The following is a 12,831-nucleotide window of genomic DNA, read 5'->3' on the forward strand; positions in this document are numbered from 1 at the left end:
TTGATAGGTTAGTTCGTGCGAATATATGACTCATCTGAGTATTTTTTTAATTCGTGTTGGATTATCCTGTGGAAGCAAACAAAAAATGCCCTGTTTGATAATGAAGAGATAAGATTACTCCGCATTAGTATGATTACCCAAATAAACTGTATTTCTCTGCCCGGGGTATAATCGTCTGTAATCTTCTTCTTGATACCTTCGTTTTTGTTCCGTCGGAGAGTCGAATGTCAAAAGTGCTATCTTGTTTGATGATCCGATCAATGTATTTTGGATTCAGGAGATAAGCTCGGTTTACTCTTAAAAATCCTTTTAGTTCAGGTTTTTCCTGGTGATGCTTCAATGTAAACCCCGAAATATCTTTTTCGCCATTGGTAAACTCAAATATGGTGTAGTTAGAGTCTGCTTTTAAGTAAATGATCTCGTTTGGCTCGTTTTTTCTCAATTTGTGCATTCTTAAAAGGAGGTTTTTTAGTTGGAACAATCGTTTATTTCTGCCTTCACTACAGCTCCATCTTCAGTACTGAAACCCGGCAAAAATTCTATTGCATTACCCGCAGTTAGTATAACTCTTGAATTAGTATGATTGACGTTTTCTGCCTGGATATACCCTGAGGCCTGATACATTTCTTCTGTATTTGAAGCACTTTTAATCAGTTGAGTATGGTCACATGCCCCGGTTTGACTAAATGCAATTTGATTCAGGTCGAAATCAAAATTTTTAAAGTTGACATTATCACTAATAACTGAAAATGTGATGGCCTGAATGTCTGAAAGGTCAATTCCGTTTCCATTAATATCCTTAAAATCGCAAAGCTTTAACTGAAACCTTTTCGTGTTTTCTGTAAGTGTGATAAAAGCTCTGGCCTGGTGATTCCAGTTTTCGACAGACTCTTTGCTCAGTACTATTTCAAGTGTGGACGATCTGGTTCCGGTGAATTGAAGGTAGCTGTAAGCCGTCAGATCCACTGGTCTTAGTCCGAGTCTTAACGGACGGTGGGCTGAATAGTAGTTCTTGACCTGGCCACTGGCGGTTATACCTCTTTCAACATAATACTTTTTCGATTCGGTTTCGTTAAGGGCACTTTGATAATGAACTTTAAGAGAGGTTTCGGCCACATTTTCAGGTTCATAATTCGCTACCCATGCACCATCAGCCAGATAAATGGCATCTTTATCTTCAATACCTTCTTCTTCGATAAACAGTCCGGCGTCAAAAATCCCGGATTTACTGATTTCAAAGCTTTGAAAAAGAGAGCCATCCAATACAAGGTTCGTTTCGTAAGGCAGCTGGGGGCCATTCTCGTATTCTCGGTAAGAGCCCCAAAGTTTTACCGTTTCTTTAACTTTATTGGTGTTTTTTATATCCAGCCGCAGTTTTCCCTGTTTGTATTCACCAGATCTCATTAAAATTGTAGGTGAAGAACTATATCCGGCTTCTTCTTCGATCCAAAACTTTTTTAAAAGGTTTTCAATACTTGCTTCGGCCAGAAAGAAAGAAAATGAAGGCTCAATAGCCCAAACCTGAATATTGTAGTATTCATAACCTATAGGGTAGTCTTCCGGACTCCAGTGTGATTCAAATTGATAAGTGCTGTCATTGATTTTCCTGAACGTAAAATTTAAGGAGTACTCAAGATCTCCGTTTGGTTTTTCAACGGTAAATAATGTACAAGGGTATTGACCTGATATTCTGATTTGTTTTGAATCAATCACCGAAGAGCCAGCCACTCTGTCGCAGATGGCTTTATTATGCTGGTATGCCTCTTCTTCAGTTTTGGTAATCAAACAAACCGCTTTGCGTTCAGTGTTTTTAAAGTAGTCAACGCTAAAAACGTCGGTTGCATTTGTAATATCTATCAGGTCTTCAGGAGTGGTTATATAGGCCATTGTGCTATCAGGACCTAGTACTGGTGGTATGAATTCTAATTCGCCTGCTGATGATATTTTGTTTTTGACGAAGGCCTTCATGGTAGATGGCCGGCTGAAATCTTTCTTTTCTTCCAGCAGTTCTCTCTTAATATTTCTTTTAGCGATTTTTTCAGCTAGAGAGCCGTTACTTTCTAAGCCTCCATCATTACCTGAGCTTACTGAGGTTCTGACTTTTGTAGTAATATTGATATTGCTGACATCAACAGCTTCCTGACTTGAAGTAGTAACAAAGAAAATGGCATCATTAAAATCGTGATCACAGCTACTGTAATCTCTTCGTATATCCTCAAAACCAAGAATAATTCTTTTGGTTTCCTCATCAAATAGCAGAACATTATGGTAACGTTGATATTCAAGAGGTTCCGGATTATACTGAATGTTTGAAAAAAGTCTTGAGTTACCCCAACCAACCAGCTGTGTAGTGCTGTTCCATCCATTGGCTATCAGTACCCAGCCAATTGAAGTGCCAGGGGTGAAAGTGCCCAGATTTACTTTGTCTCCGGCCGTTAATCCTCCACCACTTCCGATCGCTGAAGCGTTCGGGAAAATGATATTGAGATTAGAAATGTCAATGGTTGGGGGAGGGTTTCCTGTCGGATAGGTATAAAAGCCTAAAGAGTTTTTGAAACCTGCCCCTTCAGCCACAAATGTCACCCAGACATCGGTCGTTTCCTCTACATCAATGTTAGTGGCTACTCCTGAACTAATGTATTGGGGGTTATAGTTGGGGACAGGGTAACTCTCTGGTAGGGATGCGTTTACCATCGAAAGAAAGCTGGTACTTAGCAGGTCGCTTGTAGTCAGATAATCCGGTACACCTTGGGAGTCATAAGTGCCCATGTAGGTATAATTTTGTCCATCAACTTCTGTAAATTTAATGCCTATCAAGGCAATTAAAATAAATGCGTACTTCATGTTTATACTCTTCAATTCACAACCATTCAATGGTTTGCAATTGGATTGCCACAAACTTGATATTTCAATTTTAAGGCATTAAGTATTTGGTAGACAGTTGTTTAAATCTGATTAAAATTAAATGGATGGTTCTGGGAATTTCCAGAAATTGGAAGGCGGCTCTAAGGGGTGGAATTGAAGTGCCTTTTTTGAGGAACTTAATTCCGAATCAAGATTTCTTCATAGGTGTGCCAAAGAGAATAAATAGAGACTGCGGGGTTTGTCTAGCTACTAAAAAAGTTAAAAGACTCTCAAAAGCGGCCTGCTGGTTAATGGCAAAAACGACCATGGAATAGAACTCAGAATTAGAAGGAGGCCTATACTATACCAAACGTAAATTGTGTTGAATTTTTCTCTATCCGCGTGTTTTCTTTTGGCTTTCATGGAGCCAATCGTAATGACGAGAATGGCAAAGATCATAACCGTAATATGCTCCATCCCGAAAAAACGGATTTCTCTGAGATGAACCGCTTCGCCAAAATTATTCAGGAAATAAGTGACAATGGGACTTATGAAGTATAACCAAAAACCCAGCATCAGCTGAATATGGCAAATAGTTGCCGTCATGTGGCGAAGTTTATTGTCAAAAGTTGTAAAGGTTAATTTATTCCTCCGGCCAAACCAGGCACGGCCAATAGTGATAATTAAGCTAATTAAGACCGCCCATCTAAACCAGGAGTGTATGGTCAAAAGTGAAGAATAGTTCATTGGTTTTCAAGAATGCTAATTCTGACCTTCTTTTTCTTCAGTCTGGAGTTGTTAAGTTTATCTATAATAACTGAGGCTTTTTCCTTATGAACGGCAACAAATGCACAGTCTTTTTTGAGCTCTATATGACCTAATTCCTCATTACTGAGCCCTCCTTGCTTTAAGAAAAGACCCGCGATATCGCCTTTTGAAATTTTGTCTTTACGGCCTCCTGAGATAAAAAGAGTTTCCCATGTACTTACAGGGATTGGGAGGGAAATAGGCTTTAGGTCCTCTGTCTCAAAATCCTGAATGAAGTCGGGCAGGTTACGGTTTTTAGAATTCAAGATATAAGCGACGCCATCAGCGTGCATTCTTGCCGTTCGGCCATTTCGGTGGGTAAACTCTTCTTTTTTGAAAGGAATTTCATAATGAATGATAGAGTCAATCTCAGGCACATCAATTCCTCGGGCAGCCAGATCAGTAGCTAAAAGGTAAGGACTGCTCCCGTTTCTGAATCTGATAAGAGCACGTTCCCGGTCAATTTGCTCAAGCCCTCCGTAGAATAAAGAATGCTGAATTTGATGGCCTTCCAGAAACGCACTGACTTCCTGAATACTATCCTTGAAATTGCAAAAAATAATTCCTCTGCCTTGACCAATTTGGGAAAGAAGCCGTACCAAATCCTTAAGTTTTTGATCCTCTTTGGTTTCAATTACTTTAATGTCAAGATTTTTCGATTTTTCGGCGGTAAAATCCAGTTGAAAAGGGTGATTGAGATGCAAAAAGGAAGGAATGCCTACCTTTTGAGTCGCCGAAGTCAGGATTTTCCGTTTTGCCCTTGGCAGGGCTTCTGTTATCTCTCTCATTTCCTTCTCAAAGCCGATTTCAAGTGACTTATCAAATTCATCCAGGACAAGGGTTTGAATATCAAAGGTTTCAATATTTTCGCGACGGATATGATCAGCCACCCGGCCAGGAGTGCCGATAAGAATTTGAGGGGTATGCTGCAAGTCGATTTTATCCTTGCTGCCTGCCCGACCACCGTAAACGGCATTTACTTTAAAACCACTTCCAATTTCTCGCAAAATTGTTTCTATCTGAATGGCCAGCTCACGAGAGGGTACAATGATCAGGGCCTGTATTTTCTCTTCGTCTAAATTTAGTTTACCAAGCAAGGGAAGAAGAAAGGCCAGCGTTTTGCCAGTGCCGGTAGGGGAGAGCAAAATGACCTCTTCATGCTTCTCTAAGGCCTCTTGAGTGGCCAATTGCATTTGATTGAGCTCTTTTATTCCTAATTTTTGAAGGATTTCAGCCGTTGATTTTACCATTTTGCAAAACTAGTTAATAATCGTGGCCTGAGTGTATTTGTTCTCTCCATCGGTTAAAACAAAAGCCCGGCGATTTTCGCCGGGCTTTAAGAAGTATTTTGTGGGTCAGAATTATAATTCTGCGATCACCTTCTCTAAAAGAGCTTTGGTCGCCAGGATTCCTTCTTTTTCAGTCATACCGTTACCTTCATACTCGACACCAATGGTACCCTTAAAACCAGAATCTTTAACAATGTTCATGATTCTTACGAAGTCTTTGTCAGTCTCATTTCCGTTCTCATCGAAATTGTGCGTTTTAGCTGAAACGCCGATAGCGTGAGGCATAAGCTCAGTAATACCTTTGTACATATCGTACTCATTGGCACAGCCATCCGGAGTTCTTTCAATACAAAAATTACCAAAATCTGGCAGAGTGCCTACGTTTTCCATGTCAACGGCTTCCATCACACCGGCAAGCCATTCGCCGTTTGAGCTGTATCCTCCGTGGTTTTCGACCACTACATTAATGCCTTTTTCAGCAGCATAGGTAGCAAGTTTTGCCAAACCATCTGCAGCATTCGTTGCTACTTCTTCAGCTGTACCTTCACCGGCAGCATTGACACGAATAGTGTGAGCTCCTAACATAGCAGCAATATCAATCCAAGGGTAATGGTTTTCAACGGTCTTCATTCTCTCTACTGAATCTGCATTACCAAGGTTGCCCAGGGCATCACACATGATAAGGCCAACTTCAACTCCTGCTTCATCACATTTGGCTTTGAAACCTTCCCAGAATTCAGTGTCATTAGCTTTGCTGAAATAGAAAGTGTTCACCAGTTCAATGGTGTTAAAACCCATTTCTTTAGCAATAGATGGAAAATCGTTAGGGTCAAGTTCGCCCTGAAGCAATGAATCAGGAGACTCCATCAATAGTCTTCCGAATTCAGCCCAGTTACCATTTAAAGCATCACCAAAGAAGCTTTTATGAAGTGACCATTGGGCCAGAGATATTTTATAATCTGAAGTTTCTTCAGCTGTCTGCTCAGACTCCGTTGAAGAATTACATGCTGTAAACAGCAAAGTGAACGAAAGGAAAAGTCCCAGAATACCGAGAGCTTGTTTTTTCATAGGTTTAATAGGTTTAATTGAGTTACAAAGCTAAGAAGTATTGTCTCTTTTGGAAACAATGGATGGTTCAGCAAAGGAAAGCGTCGACGGCGGGCCTGTTTTTTAAGGTTGTCTTGTCAAATTGCGATTCAGTTTCTAAAAGTCTGAGGTTTTAGGTCAATGAAAGAAGTTTTGCCCGCATTCGTCTTTTTGAAGCGTAATTCAGGGATTTATTCAATAATTTAAACCTGAAAAATCAACCCTATGCATAGAAAACAGTTTTTCTTGATCGCTTTTTTGTCTTTTGGTACCAATATTTTTGCTCAGCAAGAGCAGGTAAACATTGACTGGAGGCCTCACCGGAAAACGCTCGATATCCCGATTCCCTACAGTGCTGGTGTGGTATCGCCGCTGGTGCATGATGATCGTACGGTAACCATCAAACTCAAAGCACCTGAAGCCAGCTCGGTTTCGGTAGTTGGTTTACCCGGTGGGGAGCGTGAATTATCTCTTCAAGATGAAGGTATTTGGGAAGTGAAACTTGGTCCGCTTGAACCGGACATTTATATCTACCGCTTGAAGGTGGACGGTGTGACTGCCCCGGATCCGAATAACAGTTTTGTAGGTATGGCTAACCAGCCTCCCTACAGTAAGCTTTATGTACATGGTAATGAACCTCAGTACTTTGATATCAAGAACGTGCCTCACGGAAGTGTCACCCGTCATTTTTATCATTCTGATGTAACCAATGGTACACGTGAACTGTTTGTCTATACTCCACCAGGATATGATGCGGCTAATGAATATCCTGTGCTTTATCTCGCTGGTGGAAGCGGAGAATTAGCTCAGAATTGGATGATAGAAGGTCGTGCTAATTTTATCATGGATAACCTTCTGGCTGATGGAAAAGTTGAGCCCATGCTGATTGTGGTACCCAATAATCAGCTGTTACACAGGATGCATCCTGATCATGTTAACCTTACTTTTGATCTTTTTGAAAGAGACTTGAAGGAGCACATTATCCCATTTGTGGATTCCAATTACAGCACCATAGAAAACAAGCATGGTCGGGCACTGAGTGGACTCTCTATGGGTGGCCGACATAGCATGATCATTGGTCTCAGAAACCTCGATACTTTTGGCTCGTTCGGAATCATGAGTGCCGGTGATGCCGAGGCAGAAGAGACCTTAAAGGACTTTTTGAATGATCCCGCGGCGAATGAAAAAGTAGATTATCTGCTTGTGGGTCAGGGACCTTTGGAGGCCACAAACCGCATGGGTGAAAGGGTGTTTGCTTTAACAAAAGCTTTTGATAATCATGGGATTAAATACGAATACTATGATGAAAAAGGCGGAGCTCATGAATGGAAAACCTGGCGTCAGCTTTTGTATGCTAAATTATTACCTGAGCTCTGGCGTTAAATGGCAATGATAATTTTAAATCCTAAACCTTTACCATGAACCTGAAATTTTTACTCGTTTCTTTTTTTCTTGTAACTCAGCTAAATGCTCAAACCATTCGTGATCGATGGGTTGAAGAATTAGACAAAGTGGCCCGGCCGGTTCTTGAAAATCTGGCACAAGATCAGCTCAAAGCCCAAATGCCTGTTGAGCTTTCAGCACATATTGATAACCCGGATTCACGAAAACAGGTAGCCTACCTTGAAGCCGTTGGTAGAACAATCTCAGGCATATCCCCCTGGCTCATGAGCGAAGGTGGCTCTGAAAAAGAGATCACTTTGAGGGAAAAGTATAAACAATGGACTTTGGCCGGAATCAGGAATGCCGTTAACCCTAAGGCAAAAGATTATTTGCTGTGGGATGGTGGTCAACCATTGGTGGACGCTTCTTTTTTTGCATTAGGACTGGTTCGCTGCCCATGGATTTGGGAGAACCTCGATCAGGAAACAAAAGCCATGACGGTTGCCGCTCTCAACCAATCCCAGCATATCGTGCCGGTCTACAGTAATTGGATCCTTTTTTCAGCCATGATTGAAGCTTTTTATGCTCAAAATGAGCTGACCTATGATCCGGTAAGAATTGAATACGGAATCCGGGAATTTACAGAGCACTGGAGTGTGGGAGATGGCCTTTTTTCAGACGGGAACAGTTTCGCTATGGACTACTATAACAGTTATGTTATTCATCCGTATCTGTCGGCTATTGTGGAGGTAATGAGCAAAAAGACCCGGCGATATGATAAGCAAACTGAAAAAATTACCGAAATGGGGCAAAGATATGCTCAGATTCAGGAAAGAAGCATTGCTCCAGATGGTTCATATCCGCTATATGGCCGGTCAATTGTTTACCGAGGAGGAGCTTTCCAGCATTTAGCCGATGCCGCTCTCAGAGAGAAACTGCCGTCTTCAATATCACCTTCACAGGTGAGGTCGGCCCTAACAGCTGTGCTGGAAAAAACTCTGGCTTGCCCTGACACTTATAATGACCAGGGCTGGCTGAATATCGGAGTCTGCGGATATCAGCCGGAAATCGCTGACTTTTATATCACAACAGGAAGCCTGTACCTCTGTGCTAATATTTTTCTTCCATTGGGTCTGAATGCCGATCATGATTTCTGGACGACTCAAGAAGAGCCTTGGACTTCTAGAAAGGTTTTCGACGGAATTGATGTTCCGGGTGATCATGCTTTACACAAGTAAACAATGGCGGGAAATAAGTTTTTGCGTTCAGGGGAATAGCAAATGCATAAAAAAAGCAGTCATTAAATGACCGCTTCCTGAAAAATTATAATGGACTTCTCGGCAGAAAAGGGGACTATCAGAAAGCCCCGTTTTCTATTACACTAAATGTTATCAGGGCTATACTCAAGATTTTCGTGTGGACTTACAGCGAAATGTCAAACGACATTTTAGATAACCTGTGCCAAAGATAATTCTTGGTTAGCTGAAATAACTTACTGAAATTGGCCAATAGCTTATGAAAAAGGTTCAAAGTGACTATGGTTTCTTAAGCTGGTTTGGGCTGTAGCCAAATTTCTTTTTGAAAGCCGCACTAAAGTTTGATAAGTTTTTATATCCAAAGTCCAGATAAATATCAGTGGATTTTAGTTTGCCTTCTTCAAGAATAGCTTTGGCCCTTTGTAGCCTTTGATCCTGAAAATATTTTCCGGGAGCCACACCGTACTCATTAAAAAAATGTCTTTTGAAAGTGGAAAGACTCATATGGCATAAAAATGCCAGTTCTTCTATTTTGAGGTTTGCGAAGATGTTTTGCTCAATTACCCTGCTGAAGTCTGAGGTGTGTGGTGATATTAAAGAGAACAGGTAGTCCTCGAACTTTTTATCATATTTATTGAGAAGGTAAAGTAAGAGTTCTTCCAGTTTTACCGAATTCATGTCATGAGCACGCGTAGTTGCTGATGAATTAATTGCTGATAGTGAATTAAGGTAAGAGTGAATGTATAAGTCATTCTCTATAATAAAATAAGCCTCTGATCGTCGGGAAGGTCTTTTCTTAATACAAGTTTTATCCAGAAAGTTTCGCAGTTGCTTATCAGAGAAGAACAAGAGTTTACAGTAGTATAAATCAGAATTCTCCACCAGCATTTCTGACCAGAGCCAATTTCCTTTTTTAACAAGAAGAGACTGACCCATGTCTACCATAACCGATGAATCAGCAAAGTGTATTTCTTTTCTTCCATTTTGAAGAAAACTAAACATATGCTGGCTAAGATTTACCTTGGTCTTGAAGACATCATTACTCATCTTGAAATCATAGACCAAAATTTCCGGTTTAGGCGTATCCTGATTCAGGAACACTTCCGGTACATTCTGAATTGGCATTTGTTTTGGTAGTGGGTTACGGTCAAAATAAGGCTGAAAGTTAAATCAAAAAAATGGAATAAGTCTTTCGTATACAGGTAGTAAAGTGTCAGTTTTTCCAGTCTTGCCCACAGTTTAAGCAGCCAAACCTTTCTTTGGTGAAGGAGAATGGTAATCCCAGAAACAATTTTGATAACAAAAGAGCGACGCCCGTTTTCTTTTCTTTTTCTATGTTTTCTGAACTACAATTTGGGCAGATAGGGCCTTCCGGTTTTTGAATTAATCCGGCTTCATTGAGGTGTTTTTTGGCCAGTTCCAGATCTTCCTGTTTTACCATGAGTTTAACACCCCCGAATGCCGGGCTTAAAAAGTGCTGAGCCTGAACGGTAAGCTCGTCTTTAAGGTAGGAGTGGATGCCTTCAGCATCCAGTTTTAGTTTCGCTACCTGAGCCTCATGAGGGTAGGTGTAGGAGGTAAGGATGATCATTTCGCTCATATTGCTCTCTTTTCATATGATTAATCCCTGAGTCGTCTGAAGTAGTCCTGCCCTTCGGCCCTTTCCCATTCAGAGCCTATTGGCTTTTTAATCATTGGAATTATGGCTTTATCATAATTCGCCACCACATTAATATCACAGACCAGAGTATTCTCAGGGTCTGCCATGTAATTCTCATCTTCTGTACCTGACATAAACCGCCAGCCTGAGTCGTTTTCATCATCCGGCATTTCGCGATACATAAAGCCCACTTTCATGCCTTCAACAGTTATTTTATCTGTCACCATGCAGGTTTTCCCAGTGTCTAAGAGGTCTTCAAAGTCGGTAATAAGGTATTTTTTCATTTGATTCGTAAAGACAATCGTTTTGTAAGTCTTGTAAAGATAGGACCTTAAAATTGACTTTTTTTGAATTTAGATTCAAAGGCGGGCACTATTCCAGAATGGTAAAAAAGCCTCTCAATCCGCTAAGGATACTTTGTACTGCGTAGGAGGCCAGAATTAACCCCATAATTTTACTAATGACTGTAATGCCGTATTCACCAATTCTTTTTTGAACAAAGTTTGCCCCCAAAAGGATTAACATGGTGATAGCGACTACCACCATTACTAGTACAGTAGTAATAGCTTGTTGATCAATAGTGTACAGATGATTATCGGTTAATAAGACGACAGCCATTATTGCCCCCGGAGAGGCTATTGAAGGTATGGCTACAGGAAATATGGTGACATGTTTATAATCAGAAATCATCATTTTTTCGGATTCTGGCTTGCCATCACCAAAGATCATGGTCAAGGCAAACAAAAAGAGAATAACTCCACCTGAAATCTGAAAGGCATCAAGGGTTACTTCCATACCTTCAAGGATAATCTGACCCACCACAATGAAGAACAGTAGAATGAAAAAGGCAACGATTGAAGCTCTGATAGCCACTTTTGTCTTATGTTTCTGATCCAATTGCTTTGTTGCTTCCAGATAGACAGGAACAGAGCCAAGGGGGTCAATAACAGCAACGAGGAAAAGGATTTTTGTGATAATTTCGGTGAGCATTTTAATTCTGGCTTTAGGATACCATTGATTACAATTTTAAGTGGGAAGGGGTTCGGCGGGAATTGAGAAAATTTTATGTCTGTAGTAGTCACTATATCTCCGGATTACTTTCTCAAAATCATTGTTCCGTCAAGTAAATCATGAGATCATTTTGTATTTGCTGGAAGACAAACAATGGAATATTTAATGATCCAGAACAGAGCCGTCCTTATCCCACATTTCAGGGAATTCCCATTCAGGAACATTCCGTTCATTCTCAAAAATGTTTTCATCCAATTCAAGGCCAAGGCCCGGTCCGTCAAAATTACCTTTTACCATGATTTCGCCATTATTCATTGTTAGCGGTTTGGTAATATAACTTTTGCCTAAGTAGCTGCGTTCTACTCCATCGTCAGGGGCGGCCTGAAGACTCGGAAGCTCATGGCAAAGAAAATTAGGGATAGAGGCTGCCACATGCATAGAAGCCACGGCTCCTATCATTCCTTCTTTAGCATGTGGCAACATTCCAGCGTAATGTGCTTCAGCCAGAGTTGCTATCGATTTGAGCTCTGTTATGCCGCCGCAGTGGGTTATGTCCGGCTGCAAAAGAGAGGCTGCTTTGAGTTCGAGTAATTCTCTAAACTGCCATTTAGTGACCATTCTTTCACCTGTTGCAAAAGGTATATGCGTCTTTTTTGACATTTCGGCCATCAGTGGCAAATTTTGAAACTGTATCGGTTCTTCATAGAACCAAGGTTGAAATTTTTCCAAAGCCTTGATGATTAGCATTGAGGTTTGTGGCTGATGGTCGCCATGAAGCTCAATCCCCATATCCACCTTTGGCCCTATCACCTCACGAATAGCCGCAATGTTTTCTTCAATACCCTGAATAAAATCAGGGCTTTCTGCATATCGTGAAAGGCGACCACGGCTTGATGTAACCCCTACTTTCATTGAAGTGTAGCCCTCTGCCATAACTTTCTTTGCACCTTCGGGTGTTTGGGCCTGGCCATAGACTCTGATTCGGTCTCGGGTGAGTCCACCCAAAAGCTCATATATGGGTACTCCCAAGGCCTTTCCTTTGATATCCCACATCGCGATATCCACCGCAGATAAAGCGGAGGTCAGTATTATGCCGCCCCTGTAAAAGGCATGACGATAAATAGCCTGCCAGTGATGAGCCACTAGTCTGGGGTCTTTGCCAATCAGATATTTCTCAAGTTCCTGTATGGCGGCCATGGTTGTGGGTATGCGACCTTCAACTGTTCCTTCTCCCAAACCAATAATGCCTGCGTTAGTATACATTTTTACGAAAATGGTACGGAGCGTATGCACGGGGATGATCTCAAGTTTTGTGATTTTAAGATCATCTTTTGGGTCAATCAGGGCTTTGCTGTGATTTAACTTTTCTGGTTTACCGGCATTTGCCTTTTCACTTAAGGCCAAAGAAGCCACGCCGGCAGAAATACCTTTGATCCAGTTTCGGCGGGAGAAGTTTTTCATTTCAAAAAGGGTTTGTTTTCAGTAAGATACATGG

12 protein-coding genes are annotated in these 12,831 nt (G+C 41.2%); 2 read left to right on the forward strand and 10 right to left on the reverse strand.

Annotated features, from left to right (window positions below; translation table 11 throughout):
• Positions 1-133: 133 nt before the first annotated feature.
• The 5 genes from AFM12_RS00115 to AFM12_RS00135 form a co-directional block, all read right to left on the reverse strand.
• Positions 134-451 (reverse strand): LytTR family DNA-binding domain-containing protein, encoded by a 318-nt coding sequence (locus AFM12_RS00115; RefSeq protein ID WP_055142958.1) that lies wholly within the window; start codon positions 449-451, stop codon positions 134-136.
• Positions 452-468: 17 nt separating this feature from the next.
• Entirely contained in the window at positions 469-2,844 is a 2,376-nt protein-coding gene (locus AFM12_RS00120) for a DUF4114 domain-containing protein (RefSeq protein WP_055142960.1), read from the reverse strand.
• Between the two features lie 279 nt (positions 2,845-3,123).
• Entirely contained in the window at positions 3,124-3,591 is a 468-nt protein-coding gene (locus AFM12_RS00125; protein WP_055142962.1) for a hypothetical protein, read from the reverse strand.
• A complete protein-coding gene (locus tag AFM12_RS00130; RefSeq protein WP_055142964.1) occupies positions 3,588-4,901 on the reverse strand; it encodes a DEAD/DEAH box helicase in 1,314 nt (437 codons plus the stop codon). Before AFM12_RS00130 ends, AFM12_RS00125 begins: the two co-directional genes overlap by 4 nt.
• A 111-nt stretch (positions 4,902-5,012) precedes the next feature.
• Positions 5,013-6,008, reverse strand: coding sequence for a sugar phosphate isomerase/epimerase family protein (locus tag AFM12_RS00135; protein ID WP_082391137.1), 996 nt, complete (start codon positions 6,006-6,008; stop codon positions 5,013-5,015).
• Between the two features lie 243 nt (positions 6,009-6,251).
• Here AFM12_RS00135 and AFM12_RS00140 point away from each other — a divergent pair, with 243 nt between their 5' ends.
• Positions 6,252-7,409 (forward strand): alpha/beta hydrolase-fold protein, encoded by a 1,158-nt coding sequence (locus AFM12_RS00140; RefSeq protein ID WP_055142966.1) that lies wholly within the window; start codon positions 6,252-6,254, stop codon positions 7,407-7,409.
• Between the two features lie 35 nt (positions 7,410-7,444).
• Positions 7,445-8,647 carry a DUF2264 domain-containing protein gene (locus AFM12_RS00145; protein ID WP_055142968.1) on the forward strand — a complete coding sequence of 401 codons (1,203 nt, stop codon included), beginning with the start codon at positions 7,445-7,447 and terminating at the stop codon, positions 8,645-8,647.
• A 297-nt stretch (positions 8,648-8,944) separates the two neighbouring features.
• Here AFM12_RS00145 and AFM12_RS00150 read toward each other — a convergent pair whose 3' ends face one another.
• From AFM12_RS00150 to dgoD, 5 genes are all read right to left on the reverse strand, one after another.
• A complete protein-coding gene (locus AFM12_RS00150; protein ID WP_055142970.1) occupies positions 8,945-9,790 on the reverse strand; it encodes a helix-turn-helix domain-containing protein in 846 nt (281 codons plus the stop codon).
• 88 nt (positions 9,791-9,878) lie between these two features.
• Complete coding sequence (locus AFM12_RS00155; protein WP_055142971.1) at positions 9,879-10,265, reverse strand: putative signal transducing protein; 387 nt, start codon at positions 10,263-10,265, stop codon at positions 9,879-9,881.
• 20 nt (positions 10,266-10,285) lie between these two features.
• Positions 10,286-10,609, reverse strand: a complete 324-nt coding sequence (locus AFM12_RS00160; protein WP_055142973.1) for a DUF2185 domain-containing protein — start codon at positions 10,607-10,609, stop codon at positions 10,286-10,288.
• Positions 10,610-10,697: 88 nt separating this feature from the next.
• The gene (locus AFM12_RS00165; protein ID WP_055142975.1) at positions 10,698-11,315 is read right to left on the reverse strand and encodes a MarC family protein; all 618 of its coding nucleotides are present in this window, start codon (positions 11,313-11,315) and stop codon (positions 10,698-10,700) included.
• Positions 11,316-11,498: 183 nt separating this feature from the next.
• Positions 11,499-12,797, reverse strand: coding sequence for a galactonate dehydratase (dgoD, locus tag AFM12_RS00170; RefSeq protein WP_055142977.1), 1,299 nt, complete (start codon positions 12,795-12,797; stop codon positions 11,499-11,501).
• Between the last annotated feature and the right edge of the window lie 34 nt (positions 12,798-12,831).

It is taken from the genome of Jiulongibacter sediminis (assembly GCF_001306455.1).
GTDB lineage: Bacteria > Bacteroidota > Bacteroidia > Cytophagales > Spirosomataceae > Jiulongibacter > Jiulongibacter sediminis.

What these genes read in the sequence shown, in the direction of transcription:
- AFM12_RS00115 (WP_055142958.1), bottom strand. Translation starts at nt 451, where the DNA reads ATGCACAAATTGAGAAAAAACGAGCCAAACGAGATCATTTACTTAAAA.
- AFM12_RS00130 (WP_055142964.1), bottom strand. Translation starts at nt 4,901, where the DNA reads ATGGTAAAATCAACGGCTGAAATCCTTCAAAAATTAGGAATAAAAGAG.
- AFM12_RS00140 (WP_055142966.1), top strand. Translation starts at nt 6,252, where the DNA reads ATGCATAGAAAACAGTTTTTCTTGATCGCTTTTTTGTCTTTTGGTACC.
- AFM12_RS00145 (WP_055142968.1), top strand. Translation starts at nt 7,445, where the DNA reads ATGAACCTGAAATTTTTACTCGTTTCTTTTTTTCTTGTAACTCAGCTA.
- AFM12_RS00155 (WP_055142971.1), bottom strand. Translation starts at nt 10,265, where the DNA reads ATGAGCGAAATGATCATCCTTACCTCCTACACCTACCCTCATGAGGCT.
- AFM12_RS00150 (WP_055142970.1), bottom strand. Translation starts at nt 9,790, where the DNA reads ATGCCAATTCAGAATGTACCGGAAGTGTTCCTGAATCAGGATACGCCT.
- AFM12_RS00120 (WP_055142960.1), bottom strand. Translation starts at nt 2,844, where the DNA reads ATGAAGTACGCATTTATTTTAATTGCCTTGATAGGCATTAAATTTACA.
- dgoD (WP_055142977.1), bottom strand. Translation starts at nt 12,797, where the DNA reads ATGAAAAACTTCTCCCGCCGAAACTGGATCAAAGGTATTTCTGCCGGC.
- AFM12_RS00125 (WP_055142962.1), bottom strand. Translation starts at nt 3,591, where the DNA reads ATGAACTATTCTTCACTTTTGACCATACACTCCTGGTTTAGATGGGCG.
- AFM12_RS00160 (WP_055142973.1), bottom strand. Translation starts at nt 10,609, where the DNA reads ATGAAAAAATACCTTATTACCGACTTTGAAGACCTCTTAGACACTGGG.
- AFM12_RS00135 (WP_082391137.1), bottom strand. Translation starts at nt 6,008, where the DNA reads ATGAAAAAACAAGCTCTCGGTATTCTGGGACTTTTCCTTTCGTTCACT.
- AFM12_RS00165 (WP_055142975.1), bottom strand. Translation starts at nt 11,315, where the DNA reads ATGCTCACCGAAATTATCACAAAAATCCTTTTCCTCGTTGCTGTTATT.